Genomic DNA, 15835 nt, shown 5'->3' on the forward strand with positions numbered 1-15835 from the left:
CATTGCCTGGCGAATTCGCCATCGAGATACTCATCATGCTAGCTTTGTCTCGTGATCACGTGGCCATCGTACCAACGTGGACGTTACAGATGGGTGACGGATAGGATGATTTATTTGAATTGAACTCAGTGAAGACGGACATGGCTTCAGCCATCGCCCCAAGATCAAATGGACGAAGGCGAGCCCAATTTCGAGCGAGGATGTGAAACCGAGCAGGATTATTCTTTGGATAGTGCTTGGTAAAGGGCTTGAGTCTCTTGGGTGGGATTTATGCCCAGTCGAGACCGGATGGAATGGCCGAAACGCTGATAGATAGCCAGGGCCTCGGTCCGTCGGCCGAGCCGACCATAGATGATCATAATCCTACGGCAGAAAACTTCAGCGACGGGCTCGACTTCAAATGCTTTGAGATAGCAATCAACCGCACCTGTCAAATTACCATCCTCTTCAAGGCTGATCCCGAGCCGTTCCGCCAGGCTCATATAATGCGCGCGTAATCGCTCGCGATAGGTCAAGGCCCAGGGTGCTGGTTCACCCTGAAGAAAATGGCCGTGATAAAGGTTCATGACGCGCTCCAGTGCACCTCGATCGGTCATGTCGGCCTGTGCTACGGCACGTTCGAACCTTAAACAATCGGCCCAGATATAGCGGGGATCTAAAAACAATTGCCGATCCTCGAGGCGAACGGCCTGTTCATGTTGCAATAGTTTTCGCAAACGATGCAAAGTGGTTCTGAGCGCCTGGGCCGCAGCATCACCCTCGGCGTCTGGCCATAGGGCATCGGTCACGCGGTCCTGATGCACCGCTTGTCCTCCGAAGGCACACAAACATTGAAGCAGTTCAAGCGGCTTCCGCTGAGACTTCCCTGGTGTGCGGAGCGGCTTGTCATCGCACATCAGTTCGAACCGACCCAATGTGTAGAGCCTGATTGGCCACGGCCAGTTCTCGATGTGCGGTGAGTCGGCTGTAAGATTACGGCGATGAATAACACTTTTGACGTATACCACTTCGATTTCAGACTGGAGTGCTTGAGAAAGCAGACGTACCATGACATGCGGGCGCCACCAAAGGTCGAGGGCAAGATAATCGTTTTCTCGTGCGATCCGCAGCCCCTCGCGCAAAGGAGTCAGTGCCTTCTGCTTTTCGCCATCTTTTATCCACGAATACGCTTCAACGAGTAGACTTTTATGTTCTAGAAATGAGCTGTTCATCTTTCGGGCATATTGAATTGCCTTCTCGAGGTAGTGACGCGCTTTTTCTCCATTGCCGGATTCAATTAAGATCTGAGCAAACCCAATGCGGTTGGCCGTTAGTGTAAACGGTCGTCCTAGTGCTTCATGCATCTCCATGCCTTTCAATGCATGGTCGTGTGCGTTGGCCAAATCATTTTGTAATAATGCGATGCCAGCTCTGAGAAAACAGAATTGTGAAGTCGCATGCTTAAGCTGTAAGTGGTTGGATGCTTCCGCCTTATCCAGGTATGCTTCGGCCTTTCGTGAGTCGCCTTCAGCAAGTGCGTTGTACACATTGAGTCCGTACAACATGCATTCCAGAAGTGGCATGCCAGCTTTTTGTGCGATATGGAGTCCCTCGCGAAGCTTTTCCTCGGCGAGCGAGTGGGAGGCCGTATTCCAGGCATAATTTCCCTCCGTCACCCGCCAGAGGACAAGCAATATTGGCGGTATAGGCCCGGCCGCTAACAAGGGATTAATTTCAGCCAGAACCCGTCGCGCTTTGCGAAAATCGCCCCGCCAAATAATGAGTTTCAAAAAGGTGCATGCCACCCAAATTCTGGCAATTGGGTCGGCGGCGGATCGGAGAAAATCATCCGCTCGCTTTTCCAGAGCAATGAGCAATGGATGATGTGGCGCCGCATACACAAGGCCCTGGAGGCTACCCAGCACCTTGGCCTCGATTTGCATCGATGGAAACCCTTTATAGCGAGTCAAGAGCTGTTGGAGCCGTTCTGCCCATGCCACCACAGGGGTCATCTCCCCCTCTGCATAGAAATAGGCATCCATGATGGCACCACAGGTGAGAAACAATCCTGCGCTATCGCCCACGATCTGAAATTCGTCATAGGCCAACTCTAGGTCTGCTATCGCTGCCGGGGGATTGAAATTCGTATGACTGAGGCCCAGCCAGTACAGCAACCACGGCATGCGTTCCACTATGGGGAGAGGGCAGAGAGCGATTAATCCCTGAAGGGCCTGATGACGACCCTGAGCGAGTAAGGCGGCAGCATGGTCGCAAATCAGCTGGGTGAGCTTAGCCCATTCTTCCGCTTCGGCAAGCAGGGCCGCAGCGGCTTCGATCTGACCGTCCTGGGCGGCGAGGGTCGCCCCGAGATACCGGATTTCACGGAGTTGCGACACGGACAAATAGCGACTGGCACGGTCAAGCAAGAATTTACGGAACAGATCGTGATACTGATAGTGGATCTCCTCACCGTCTCGTCGATCTATAAAGAGCCGACGGCGGTAGAGATCGTTTAGCAAATCACTCGCCTGGGCATTGCCACTAATCTCCATCGCCATGCTCACCGTCATCTGCGGCACAACGGCGGTGCGCATCAGAAATTCTTGCAACTCCACGGTGGCTTGATCGAACATCAGCCCAGCAAAGTAACTGAATACGGATTCCATAGTTTCGGACCGAGAAGAATGGTCAGCCCTCGCGGTGCCCTTGAACCGATCCAGCACGAGAATCAATCCGGCAACCCACCCATTGGTTTGATTCTGCAGTGAATGAAATAGTGTCTCCTCACTGAGTCCCTTTACGGCGCGGCTTATAATGGTAGTTTCTTCAAGCGTTAAGCGCAGTTCATCCCAACTCACCTGTCCTATGAGGTTGTTAGCAAGAATCCTCGCATACTGCGGCGGCGGTGGCGTGCGGCTGATGACGAGGAGGTTTATGCCCGCAGGAAGCTCCAGCACTGCTCCCTGGATGACGTTGTGGAAAGAGGAATCAGCGATAACGTCCTGGTAGTTGTCTAGAACCAGTGTCGTGGTTGTTGGCAGACCGGCAAATAGTTCGCGGAAGTAGCGCCTTGTGAATCCGGGGAGATCGGGCGCGTACTCAGGTCTCAAGACGGGCAATCGCAGTCGCTTTTTTCCTGCCGCCGTTTGGCCCGCTAGGGTCAGATAGTGGAAAAAGGTCGCGGGATCGGCATCACCACCGTCAACTTGATACCAGATATTTGGTAATCTGCGTGTTTCTGTATAACTTGCCGCAAGTGCTGTCTTTCCAGATCCAGGAGGCCCGGCAATCCATACAACGGGATGGCTCTGGCGCTCTTGATCCAACCGTGTGAACAATCGATCACGAGCAACCACCCGGAAGAGTTTCGGGCGGGTTAGCTTCGCAAGGGTGGTCGGCTGTCTTGGCATTTCCGCATCGCTCACTGCAGAAACAGTCTTGAGATTTATGAGATCAGTGAGATTACAGACCCAACCCGCTTGAGCAAGGGGCAGAGCGGACGAGGCGCAGTTACTTTCCCAATGGTCAGCTTACCGGTGTCCGTTCGTGATGATGACGTGGTTCGCTAATTTTAGTATCTATCGTATTCCAACACATTAGCATGATCGCCTGCGAGTCTTCACCCACTCCAGGGAGACAGCTGTGTGCCTTGAGAACGAAACTGGGGAACTTTTTCAACATCCGGCTGGATCTATTCGTCGGAATGTTGAGCAGGCCGCGAAACTCCCTGTTCGTGGCAGCCGCTCCAGGTGTGGAGCCCCACGGCTTGACAGCCGTGGTTCCTCTTGGTTCTTCGGCGACACCTCGCCGCAGTGTGTCATCCTTTGCCTAGGCTTCGAAGGACGGCCGTTGCGCATTCCTCCATGGCTTCATCCTCCGCCGGAGACTACTTTGGAGAGACGGGCAACTGTGGCTTCCTGCGGAAGCGGGTGAATGTTTTGGTCACCACCCTCGACAAGAAGTCGAAGCACCTCGGCGATTTCTGCCTGTCTTTTTAGGAAATACCGCGCCGAGGACCCGTTCTTCTTGCCGATTCTCACGGTGACGATGCGGGCATCTCGTAGCGCAAAGACATCTTCATCGGTTTCGTCATCTCCCACATAGAGAGCGCTGCTACAATTAAGTCGACGCATGTACTCCAACAAGGCCGTACCCTTGTGCGACGCCGTCGGCGGCATCACATTGACGACGGATTTCCCAAGGACAATGCGGGGAGGAGGAGACAGTTCGGCAACGATTCGCGAGATCAGCGCCCGGGCCTCATCTCGGTGATCGACGGTTCGATAATGGAATGAGAGCGAGTAGAACTTCTCCTCGACGAGCACTCCACTTCGAGCCAGTTCGTCCTGAAATCGTTCGTTGATCAATTGCAGCCATCCGGAACTGGTTTCTCGGACTTGCTGTATATCCTCTTGGCGCGTATGAGGGCCTTCTGAGCCATGGTTCCCGATCAAGTGGGGAACGGCAGTCCCGACACGTGAGCGCAAGTCCTCCACCGAGCGTCCCGAGATGATCGCGGTGGGAGCGCGCTTCGCGAGTTCCTCAAGCCGGACACGGATGGGACGCGTCATCCTGGCAGCGGGAGGATCTCGGACGATTTTCGCCAATGTCCCGTCGAAATCAAACGCAAACAGAGAACGCCCTTTCAGAAGCGCCCCGAGGTCGTTTCTTCCTGTTTCCGTCAACAAATAGTCCATCGTCTACCCATCAATTCAGCAGGTTGGGCCCCCGGCGCACATGTTTCATGACTCGCTCCTTTTGTCTCATGCGTGCCGCATCGATAAGCATACGACCGGCCCAACGATACACATTGAACTCCTGAATCAGCCCCCTCATACTCTGCATCCTGGCCCGCTGTTCCACCTTCGGCATCGTCAGGCCAAGGTGAAGCGCGGCCGCAAACTGATCGATGTCGTAGGGATTGATCACGAGCGCCTCCGTCAGTTCCCGCGCGGCTCCGGTGAATTGACTCAGAATCAACACTCCCTGCTCGTCGTCCCGAGCACCGACGAACTCTTTGGCGACCAGATTCATGCCGTCATGGAGACTACTCACCACGCACAGGTCTGCGCCACGGTAACACTCATGGACCTGTGCCGGCTCATGATGGTGAATCCGCAGGCAGATCGGTTCATAGTCGTCCCGCCCAAACCGCTTGTTGATCTGCTCTGCCAGCGTAGAGACTTGGCCGGTAAAATGGTGGTACTGCTCGATCGTTGACCGGCTGGGGGCTGCGATCTGGACAAACGTAAATTTTCCGATCCATTCAGGCTGGAGCTCCAGCAACCGTTCCACGGCCATAAACCGTTCCAGGATCCCCTTCGTATAATCCAGACGTTCCACGCCAAGGCCGACCAGACGATCAGGAGGCATCCCATAGGTCTCCCGGAGTTTGATTCGGCATTCCGGGACCGACCGTTGATCATGAAGCCATCGCAACGGCCACTCGATGGAAATCGGATAGGGGTTGACCGCCGTCATCTTGCCCCCATAGGAGACCGTTGAACTGTTTCGATCGATCCGCGCCTCAAGCAACCGATCGATACTATCGATAAAATTGTTGCAATGAACTCTGGTGTGGAATCCCAGAATACTGCTTCCGAGCAGCCCTTCCAGAATTTCTTCACGCCAGGGACAGATCCCAAAGCTTTCCGCGTTCGGCCATGGAATGTGCCAGAACATGATGATCGTCGCGGTCGGCAACTTATCTCGAATCAGCTTCGGAAGCAGGGCAAGATGGTAATCCTGAACGAGGACAACCGGATTGTCGCTCGTGGCCTCCTCGTAGACGGCCTGAGAAAATCGCTCGTTGATGGCCACATAGTGTTTCCAATCCGATGAACGGAACGTGGGCCGGACATGGGCGATATGACAGAGCGGCCACAATCCCTCGTTGGCGAACCCATAATAGTATCCGGCCTCCTCTTCCGCAGTGAGCCACACGCGGCGGATCTCATAGCTGGGATGTGCCGGCGGCACACGGACATGGTCTCGTCCGTCCACCACTTCCCGATCGGCGGAACCGTTCCCATGCGCGACCCATACGCCGGAGCAGGCACGCATCACCGGCTCCAGCGCCGAAACGAGCCCGCTCGCCGGTACCTGTAGGACGATGTTTCGATCCTGCCAGTAGTGGGCATAGGGCTGTCGGTTGGAGACAATCAACACCTGATCGCCGGCGAGTTGCTCATGCAGGATCGTCTTGAGGCTGGCTGGGGTCCATGAAATCTGGCTCTCATCGCGCATGCGGCGGTCAGCTTCAAGAGCCTGCACCAACGAGCGCAAGTCCTTCGCCAACGGCCGGAGTTCCGGCGCATGCTGCTCGTGCGCCAGCGGGGTCAGCAGCCTTTCTCCCTTCAACATGGCCCGAACTCCGGCCATCCATCCTTTCCAACTGAAATGTGCCACCAACACGGTGACCAGCGAGATGACGGCCGTAAGCCCCGCAAACAGATAGAAGACATACCATTTTGTGTCGCTGCTCCGTTGCTGAATAAAACTCATGTCGTGGATGAGCAGGAGGCGCCCCAGCCGGCGCCCGTTTGCTTCGATCAAGGCAGAAGTGATATGGAGCGGTCCGCTACTGAATGACCGAACAGTGGACGAGTCGGATGCAAGGTCGCGTGTAGCTTTACAGGTGACGTCCTGCGGGTAGGCCTGCGTCTCATAGAGCAGCTGGTGGTCGAGATCACAAAATCCCAGGGCGTACAATCGTTCGTCCTGAAGAATGCGCGTAAAATAGGCCAGGATCTTGTCCTTTGAATCGGATACCAGAAGATCCGCAAGCGGTCCCTCCATCGTATTGATCATGACTTTGGACCGCATGTCGAGATCTCGAACAAACCATTTCAATTCAAGCGAGTCGACAAGAGGGATTACGCCATAGGCGATCACTCCCAACACGATCGCCAACGGGAGAACGAATCGAAATGAGAGCCTCAAGAGCCTCATGGGAACAAGGTAGTGTACTTCCAGAGAGAAATCAAATGCGTTCCGGTGTGGACTCGTACTGACTCATCGGTGATTGCCCGGTAATTTCCCACAGGCGTAATCAGCTCCGCCTTCGCCGTCAGTCCTCCGTGGGGTGACGTGCTACACCTTCCACCTATCGACTGACCGATCCGTCGTCTTCCTCTGCATCTGTCAACACCCTCGACCATCTTCGTAAAGGCTCGCTCACCGGCACCGCCATACCACTCGTCAAAGGAAGTCCCCGCTCGGGGGGTGTGCCCCGACCTTTGACCGATACCCTTGGGAGCGCCCACTCGGCGACGCTTTGCCCATCAATGCTGACGCTCAAACTCCAGACGAAAGGTGGGTCATGACCACAGCAGCACGGAAGCGATCCTCCGGCCCCTTGCTGATCTATCTCATCGATGCACATCCAGTCGCTCGACTCGGGCTGTGTTCTTTTTTCGAGAACCAGCCGTCCGTCTCCGTCGTAGGTGACGCTTCCACGCTCGCCGCTGCCCTACCGGATTTACGACGCTGCAAGCCTGATGTGCTGATTACAGATATCTTCCCGATCCCAAAACGAGTGTTGGGTCGAATGCGCACTCTCCGTGTGCTCTACACCTTCGAGACGCTGGAACAGTGCTCGCTGCCTAGACTTATGGAGGATCTCACCCATGGACAAGCCGGCTTTGCGTTGAAGAGTCTGTCATTGGACAGCCTCCTGAAGGCCGTGCGTCAGGTGGCAGCAGGCCGAAGGTATAGAGACCCAGCCTTCATGCGCCTTGTCAAAGCAGAGCAGCAACGGCGGGCCCGGAGTCACCAGGTGAGGGCTCTCTCGTCGAAGAAGCATGGACGCCAACCTAACTTGGCTCACGGTCAGAAAAAGGCGCAGAAAAGAACGACAAAGAGCAGAACACAGGCGAAAAGAAAGAGGTAAATCAAGGTGCAGCTTCTTGGCTTGCGCCGCCAAGCCAGTTTTTCTCCTGAGAACCCCGCTTTCACGCGAGTCGAATGGTGAGCCAGCCCTCCCACCTGAGATATCATTAGTGCTATTCTTCGCTGGCCAATACCCGTATCTCGATCATAGACAAGTCGTTATGGGCCGATGGATGAGACTGACGGACTACCACGCGAAATACTCCGCCCATGAGCCGACCAAACGCTGCCCATCGGACAGCGTCGAGAAGCTTGCGAGCGTGCTCGCTGATGCGCAGGTCGACCTCAAGCCTCACCAGGTGGAGGCGACACTCTTCGCCTTCCGCAGTCCCTTCTCGAAAGGGGCCATCCTTGCCGACGAAGTGGGCCTTGGGAAAACGATTAGCGTACCTTCGTCAACCCCTTGCGGAATCCGTTCTCTCCCCCCTAATCTTGCAATTAGCCGCTCCTACAGTTCTGAGAGTGATATCTGGCGATCCTGGCGACAAGCTCGACTTCAGGCACCTGAAGCTCGCACTCGGCGAGGCGCTATCAGTGGGCAAGGAGCACTACGGCATGACCCGGCCGGGCAAGACCGCGCACTTCGACACCATCCTGGAACTGATCCGCGTCATGGCAGAGAAGAAACCCGAGCACGTGGTCTACCTCGACGAAGGCTTTGCCGGCGACGACCTGCTCAAGGCCAACGCCGTACAGATTTTCAAAACCAAAGGCGTGACGAGCTTTAAGACGGTGTGACCTGATGCCCACGATCAGCACGTTCCTCGGCGTCGTGATTCAGATGTTCTGGGCCGAGCATGGACCACCGCACTTCCATGCCGTCTATGCGGAGCACGAGCCTATCATTGACATCCGTGAGTTGCGGGTAACCCGGGGGCGCTTCCCCGCAGGGCGCTCGCGTTGGGGCTAGAATGGGCTGCTGAATATCGGGAAGCATTGATGGAGGACTGGGAGCTATGCCGCCAACTCAAACCACCAAAACCGATTCCACCTCTGGAGTAGTTCCACCCCCCCCAGGCCGGCAACGCCTTGGCGCGTCGCGCGCGTCACGGCCAAGCCAGGCATGCGGCTGCACGTCGAATTTGCCGATGGAACTGCCGGGGAAGTACGGCTCGATCCGTTTCTGAGCGCGTCGCGCGTCGCCGGAACGGTCTTCGAGGCGCTTCGGGACACGGCATTCTTTCCGCAGGTCCGCATCGAGCTTGGGGTGGTCACCTGGCCCAACGGTACCGACCTCGCTCCGGATGCGATGTACGACAACATTCGAACGGAGGGATACTGGACAGTCGAGCCGTGAAGCTTCAATTCGACGCGAACCAGCAATTCCAAATCGACGCTATCGCCGCCGTCACGGACCTCCTCGATGGCCAGCCCCTGTGTGCTCCCGATTATTCCGTCAGCAACAAGCTGCCGCGGTGGTTCGAGGTCGGCACACCGGTCGGGAAGTACAATCCTGAGTGGGCGATTCTCAAACAACGAGGCTGACATGAAACAAGGCAAGGATAAGAAGACTAAGATCGGCGCGTCCGTGCACCAGCTCAAGGTCTCTTTGCGAGAGATCAAGCCCACGATTTGGCGACGCGTGCAAGTGCCCGGCGACATCACCTTGGCGAAGCTGCACCTGGTGTTACAGATCGTGATGGGATGGACCAATTCACACCTCCATAAGTTCAGCATCGGAGGGGTGGACTATGCCGAGCCGGACCCGGACGGGTTCCTGAATTTTCAGAGCGACCGGCGCGCTCGCCTGAACAATGTGCCTCGCGCAAAGCAGACGTTCGAGTACGAATATGACTTCGGAGATGGCTGGAAGCACGACCTCGTCGTCGAGAAGACGCTTCAGCCTGAGCCCGGAGTCTCCTACCCCATCTGTGTGGCCGGCGAGCGGGCATGTCCGCCTGAGGATTGCGGTGGTGTCTGGGGCTATGAGAAGTTTTTAGAAACCATCATGGACCCGGCTAATGAAGAGCACGAGGAGATGTTAGCTTGGGTCGGCGGCAGCTTTGATCCGGAGGCATTCGATCTGGACGCCGTCAACACATCACTCCGGCGTCTACGGGTCTGAAGCAATGGCGACTGTTAGTTGGCGGAGTCCTTCAGACCCCACTCCCGTAACGCGCGCTCGTTCACGACGCGAAGGAATCGGGGCCGCAGCACCAGGTCGAAGACGTCTTCCTTGCCCGGACAGAGACGCAGGATCTCGCTCCGCGCATGCTCGATCACACTCAACGCGTCGGAACGGCCCAGTAGTGTCCTGGCCAACAGATAGAGCGTCACATCCGCGACCCGGCGGACCCGATCTATCCGGTGCTGTTCCTCTTGGAGTTCCGTCAGATCCATGTGGAAGTGGTACCTGGTTGACAACTCTATCCGGCAGCATTTCTCACGATACTTCGATGCGAAGCCGCCGGTACGCGCAAACAGAATATATGGGAAGCAAGTAGGTTGAAGACTCCTTCCGCCGACCTCAATTGCAAAAAGACGATAAAGAGGCCGGCGGTACGCACGAAGTGCGGTTTGGTGGAGGCGAGGGGAGTTGAACCCCTGTCCGAAGATCGTCAGTGCACTGCGTCTACATGTGTAGCCGACAATTTGAGTTTCGCGGCCATCCACGCCCATCGGCAGGCTTAGAACAGCCCCCTAGCCCAGAAAAGTCTCATCCTTAGCCGCTGAGCACCGGCTTGGGACCAGCCCGCTGCATCGCGCTCTTCCACCCCCGCGGGCATCAGATGGAAGAACGTCGCAGTTAATTAAGCTGCGAGTGCCAGTTCTTGATTGGCAGTTGCGTTTTCTCGGACTTTTACGAGTTCCCGAGAGCTCGACATGCGACAGTGACCTCAGTATCCCCGTCGAAACCGGTCGCCCCCTTTGTTCAGGTTGTTGAAAATGACCACCAGCTGCGTTCTCGCTTCGCTCAACGCCTCAACGTACTGAGAAGTACGCCTCGCCATCTCGCTCGCTGCGGCCTTGCTGGACAGCCATTTTGGACAACCTGCTCACCACAATGAGGCAGGCATTTCAGGCATGTCCAACGCTATTACAGATACCCATCATACCGCACGGGTCAACATGACGCCAATTGTTTGTCCGCGCGGGTCTCTACTCATCGAGGCTCGGACGGACAAGGAAGGGTCCATAGTGGAACGCGAAGAGCAGATACGCCCCACTCCAGCTGAGTGCCGACAGGCCAAGTAACGCATGAGTAAGGGTCGTCGGTGTCTCGGGGTTCGGGGTAAAAATTCGCAGTAATGCTCCGACATTGACGAGCATGTAGATCGCCGCCGTGAGCCGATCAGCATGCCGCGGTCGTCCTGTGTGGCCCAGGCTCGCGCGGGTCATCACCGCCAAGGTCATCGCGCCCATTGCTCCGGCAGTGAGGAGATGAACCGCGTTTTCGGGAGAGAAGCCGATGCCTAGAATCGATCCACCCAGCGCTATCAAAAACAATCCCACCCATCCATAGCCAATATGGAGAATCAGCACGAGCGGCTCGCCCCAGGTCCGCCACCCTCCCCAGCGCAGCAAACGCACCACACTTGCCACTCCGGCGACAAGCAGCATGGCCCCTGCCCACACACTTTGCGCTTCAGCGATCCAGGCAATCGCAGCCACGAGGACCAGCAGAATGGTCGCAGCATCCATCGGAGAAAATACTTCCGGCAGCGTTGCCACGTTCCTACCAGCCAAGAGCTCGCGCGTAAAAGTGGGCGTGAGACGCCCGCCGATGATCGTCAACAGCAGCGTCATCACCGACAGGGCAACGCGTTCGGGGAAATCAGTGGGTACACCAGGCAGTGCCGATATGTGAAAGAGAATGTTCGCACAGGCATAGAGACTGACCAGTACACCGATCGGTGCCCGGTCCCAACATCCTGCTGCGATAATCTCCCGCCAGACGTAGGCCGCCAGCAGGACCAAGAAAGCTCCGTCGATCGCGGCGACCGCAGGACCCCCTGTCCACGGGAAAACCAACAACAGTCGCCCAGCCAGCCACAGGAGAAACATGGCGAGCAACGGGGCGCCCCTGAGCGGCATGCGATCGGTCCAATTCGGCATCGCCGTCAGCAGAAATCCTGCAATCAACGCCGGTATGAATCCGAACAGCATCTCATGGACATGCCATTCGCGCGGGCGATAAAGAAATTCAACATGCACACCGCCCGCGAACAGGGCAACCCAGAAGAGGACGGTGAGACCCGCAAAGAGCGCGGCACCCAGAAAGAACGGCCGGAATCCGTACGACAAAAATGCTGGTCCCGCGTAAAGGGGAAACGATGGTTCGTCGTCCCCTTCGGTGGAGGCGGCTACCGGCTGATTTACAATCTGAATTTCCTTTGTTGCCATTGTCTGATTCTCGCCGGGGAATCGGAGTCATGTCAATCCTGAGAACTGCGTTACCACAGCTGACTCTGTCCCCGATCGTCCAGGCGCCGATCATCCCATCTCCGTGCCGACACAGCTGCAGGCTGCCTTGATAACTCGATCAACTTTTCAACCAATAGGTTCGACCGGTTACATTCCTTTCAACCCTGTCTTTATTGAGTGACACCCGGCATAGCTCCGAAGGGCGTCCGGCATCCGCAGGGGAGTCCGGTCGGCACGCGCGTTTCCAGTGGACAGCTCCCATACTGAGTGGCGCAGAAAGTTGCGTTTCTGCTTGAGAACGCGGGAACATTGAATGGTAGGTTCGTCTGACCTCCTCCTGTGCTTGAATTGGCTTCCCCGGAACGGTTCTGCTTGAATGGGTCTGCCGCAATGGGCGCCACGACCTTTATCACATCGGCAACGGCCTTGATGGACTCGTCTCTTACTTTAAAGGTGGTACACATGTTGTCGATGTCATCAACGCTGAACCCCTTCTCTTTCATTGCGATCATCTCCTGACTATTGCAGGTGCGATGCCTCTCCACACACCCGCTCATGAGGGTTAGCATCCCCATGGCGAACATCACATTCGGTATGAATCTCATAAAGCACCTCCTCGTATGACCCACTTCGATTTGTTGACCACGCAATTGTCATAGGTCCTCGGCGCGCCGGGTTCGCACGGTCTTCCGTTCGAAAACCTGAACCTCGATCGCTGCCTGAAATAAAGTCTCATAGGATTCCAGTGTTAGGTGACCCATAACCGACCAACAACCGTGCAAAGATCGTGCGGAGACTCGGGGCTCCAATATACGCAATTTGTCATACGCAGTTCTAATATAAGTAACCGACAGAGGCGACGTCATGCTTTGTAATATGCTCTTAGGATGAACGACTTCGAGCGGTGCTGAATCGAATACGATTCATAGCAAATCTCTCCGGATTCAGCAGCCGTCTAGGGAGCCAAACCCAATACCCGTGGAATCACCGATAGTTCAGACAAAAGAGGTACCATATGGAATCGACCAGGGCCGACCATTTACGTTGAGAAACATACGCCTTTCAACCTATGCGCATGACCTCATAGCACCGTTCTACAATCGCAGAGACCTGTATCATTTTGTCTCTCGGAGCGTATCGATTGAGATACGATCTCCACATGGAATCCTCGTCATAGCGTCCGATAGAGCAAACCATGGAAGGGCGCTCAGATCCCGCATTGATTGCCGATAGCCCTCGCCCACCATCGGCGATTTCTTGGTGGCATCATCATTGCTTAGTTTGATGATCAATGGATGGATCGAGAATCAGCGGTTCTCAACTGCTTACCGAGGAGGGATTCCGATGACGTGTACTAGATGCAGCGGGCTCATGGTCGTGGACCATTTACTGGATATGAAAGAAAGTTATCTGCCGATGTGGATGTCGGCACTCCGGTGTCTGGCTTGCGGCAATATCGTGGACCCATTGATTCATTATCACCGCACGGAGCGGCGCGCTCGCAGAGCCAAGCAGCTCGCGTCACGCTTGGCCTTGGCTAAAAAGACACTTCGACCGGCAGCAGCGGCGTAGTCGGATAGCGAACTACTCTACCGAGGCTTGGCACAGGTGGAAATTTCTGGTGGCATTCGCGTGTAGCAAGCTTTGCACAACCAGCCGTCAGGAACTAAGAGGATCTCCTCAGCCTGACAAAGACCTTTCACTGGGTGTGAGTCGATAGCTGAACGCTGATCGCTATTGATGTCCATTGACCACGGCCAACACTCGCCGGCCATAGCGTTCTGCTTTTATCTCGCCGATACCCGGAATCTCTAACAAGGCTGCCGGCGTCCCCGGCTTGGAACCCGCAATGGCCTTCAACGTTCGATCGTGAAAAATGAGAAACGGCGCGACACCCTCTTCCTCGGCAAGTTCAGAGCGGAGTTGTCTGAGCCGCTCAACAAGCTGTCGATCCGGCGGGGAAGCCTGAGGGATATTCACCAAGGCGGCCTGCGGACGATCCGGTTGCTTCCCCGATCTACCGGCTGGATAGTCCTTCACCTGTTCCAGGGCTAACGTGCGAAGCCCTTGCAGAACTTCTCGTCCTTTGGGCGTCACATCGATGGTGGGATACTCCGTACCTTGTACATGGAGATACCCGGAGGCAATGAGAGTCTTCGCGAGATTCGTCAGCGACACCTTCGTCTGGGCACGACAGACGCCGTAGGTCGGACAGTCTTCTCCGCCATAGGCCAGCAGCGACTTTGAACGGCTTCCACGAAGAATGTCGACGATTCGGCCCATGCCGAACCGTCCCCTGCACCAGGACACGGTCTCCACGATTGCCTTCGCGGACAGGACGGTCTCCTGGGAGATCATCCGGCTCGGCTGGCGCACCGGCGCAACACAGCGATCGCACAGGCCGCAAGGCCCCAGGGCCAGCTCAGTTTGATCGCTAAAGTAGTCAAGAATCGCGAGCTGGCGGCAGGTCGACGCCGACACGTACCCCAGCAATTCTTGCAGCATAGTCGCCATGCGTTTCCCACGTTCGGCGCCTTCAGAATCCTTCGACGCCTGCGCGATGAAATATTCCTGCGTAGCCACATCACGTTCGTGGAACAGCAACACACAGGCAGCGGGCTGTCCATCACGGCCCGCACGCCCTGCCTCCTGGTAATAGGCCTCCAGACTGCCCGGAATGTCGAAATGGAGGACCAGTCGGACATCCGGCTTATCGATCCCCATGCCGAAAGCATTCGTCGCCACCAGGATTCTCAACCTCCCCCGGCGAAACTTGTCATGCACGAGCCGCCGCTCTTCATCCGAGAGCCCGGCATGGTAGTAGCCGACCGACGAGTGGGATTGTCCCAACCAGGCCGCCACCTCCTCCACCGCTCGGCGGGTCGCGCAATAGATCAGGATCGTGCCCTTCTCTGTTCCGCAAACCAAGCGCTCCACCGTCCCCAGTTTCTCTCGGAGGGTCTGACAATGATGGACGGACAGGGCCAGATTCGTCCGCCGAAAACCCGCGACCAATCGGAACGGATCACGAAGCGACAACCGTTGGCACAGATCCGTCTGCACACGAGCGGTGGCCGTGGCCGTCAAGGCCAAACAGGGTGGATTCGTGATCTCCCGGCGCAGGCGACCGATCTTGAGATAGTCGGGCCTGAAATCATGACCCCACTGGGAAATACAGTGCGCCTCATCGACCACCAGCAACGACACCCAGAGGGAACGCAACAGTCGGAGAAACTCTTCATGCTGCATCCGTTCCGGCGCCAGATAGAGCAACTGAACTCGCCGCTGCTGAAGATCCTGCATCACGCGGCTCTTTTCCAAACCGCTGAGGCCGGAGTGAAACGCCGCCACGGCAATCTTCCGCTGCCTCATGGCCGTCACCTGATCTTGCATCAACGCGATCAGCGGAGAAATCACCAGCGTCAGCCCCGGCAAAAGGGTCGCCGGTAATTGATAGCAGAGCGACTTCCCCTGCCCTGTCGGCATGACGGCCATCGCATCGCGCCCCGCTAACACGGCGCGAATGACGTCTTCCTGACCCGACCGGAACGTCGCAAACCCGAACCGGTCGTTGAGCTGTCGAGTCAGATCATCCACTGGG

At 56.4% G+C, this 15835-nt stretch carries 12 protein-coding genes, 1 other RNA gene and 1 pseudogene; 6 read left to right on the plus strand and 8 right to left on the minus strand.

Going from position 1 to position 15835, the window contains the following annotated elements; genetic code table 11:
• Positions 1–218: 218 nt before the first annotated feature.
• The 3 genes from P0120_06385 to P0120_06395 all read right to left on the minus strand — a co-directional run bounded on the left by P0120_06385 (position 219) and on the right by P0120_06395 (position 6921).
• Complete coding sequence (locus P0120_06385; protein MDF0673956.1) at positions 219–3389, minus strand: BTAD domain-containing putative transcriptional regulator; 3171 nt, start codon at positions 3387–3389, stop codon at positions 219–221.
• A gap of 459 nt (positions 3390–3848) precedes the next feature.
• A complete protein-coding gene (gene otsB, locus P0120_06390; GenBank protein MDF0673957.1) occupies positions 3849–4676 on the minus strand; it encodes a trehalose-phosphatase in 828 nt (275 codons plus the stop codon).
• Between the two features lie 10 nt (positions 4677–4686).
• Complete coding sequence (locus tag P0120_06395) at positions 4687–6921, minus strand: trehalose-6-phosphate synthase (protein MDF0673958.1); 2235 nt, start codon at positions 6919–6921, stop codon at positions 4687–4689.
• A 379-nt stretch (positions 6922–7300) separates the two neighbouring features.
• On the opposite strand from P0120_06395, the gene P0120_06400 reads away from it, so the two are divergent.
• From P0120_06400 to P0120_06420, 5 genes and pseudogenes are all read left to right on the plus strand, one after another.
• A complete protein-coding gene (locus P0120_06400) occupies positions 7301–7870 on the plus strand; it encodes a hypothetical protein (protein MDF0673959.1) in 570 nt (189 codons plus the stop codon).
• 461 nt (positions 7871–8331) lie between these two features.
• Positions 8332–8607 carry a hypothetical protein gene (locus P0120_06405; GenBank protein ID MDF0673960.1) on the plus strand — a complete coding sequence of 92 codons (276 nt, stop codon included), beginning with the start codon at positions 8332–8334 and terminating at the stop codon, positions 8605–8607.
• 310 nt (positions 8608–8917) lie between these two features.
• Positions 8918–9166: pseudogene (locus tag P0120_06410) on the plus strand (DUF2442 domain-containing protein).
• Positions 9163–9354 (plus strand): hypothetical protein, encoded by a 192-nt coding sequence (locus tag P0120_06415; protein MDF0673961.1) that lies wholly within the window; start codon positions 9163–9165, stop codon positions 9352–9354. The pseudogene P0120_06410 and the gene P0120_06415 overlap by 4 nt, the downstream one beginning before the upstream one ends.
• Before the next feature lies 1 nt (position 9355).
• Positions 9356–9934, plus strand: coding sequence for a plasmid pRiA4b ORF-3 family protein (locus P0120_06420; protein ID MDF0673962.1), 579 nt, complete (start codon positions 9356–9358; stop codon positions 9932–9934).
• Positions 9935–9948: 14 nt separating this feature from the next.
• Here the strand turns inward: P0120_06420 and P0120_06425 are convergent, their stop codons facing one another.
• From P0120_06425 to P0120_06440, 4 genes are all read right to left on the minus strand, one after another.
• Entirely contained in the window at positions 9949–10209 is a 261-nt protein-coding gene (locus P0120_06425; GenBank protein MDF0673963.1) for a hypothetical protein, read from the minus strand.
• 178 nt (positions 10210–10387) lie between these two features.
• Positions 10388–10736: a transfer-messenger RNA gene (gene ssrA / locus P0120_06430) on the minus strand.
• Between the two features lie 232 nt (positions 10737–10968).
• Positions 10969–12213, minus strand: coding sequence for an NnrS family protein (locus tag P0120_06435; protein MDF0673964.1), 1245 nt, complete (start codon positions 12211–12213; stop codon positions 10969–10971).
• A 191-nt stretch (positions 12214–12404) separates the two neighbouring features.
• Positions 12405–12839: a hypothetical protein gene (locus P0120_06440; protein MDF0673965.1), complete on the minus strand. Its 435-nt coding sequence runs from the start codon at positions 12837–12839 to the stop codon at positions 12405–12407.
• Between the two features lie 739 nt (positions 12840–13578).
• On the opposite strand from P0120_06440, the gene P0120_06445 reads away from it, so the two are divergent.
• Positions 13579–13806, plus strand: coding sequence for a hypothetical protein (locus P0120_06445; GenBank protein ID MDF0673966.1), 228 nt, complete (start codon positions 13579–13581; stop codon positions 13804–13806).
• Between the two features lie 162 nt (positions 13807–13968).
• On the opposite strand, the gene P0120_06450 is transcribed toward P0120_06445, so the two are convergent.
• Positions 13969–15831: an ATP-dependent DNA helicase gene (locus tag P0120_06450; protein MDF0673967.1), complete on the minus strand. Its 1863-nt coding sequence runs from the start codon at positions 15829–15831 to the stop codon at positions 13969–13971.
• Positions 15832–15835: the final 4 nt, after the last annotated feature.

Source organism: Nitrospira sp., from assembly GCA_029194675.1.
Classification (GTDB): Bacteria; Nitrospirota; Nitrospiria; order Nitrospirales; family Nitrospiraceae; genus Nitrospira_D.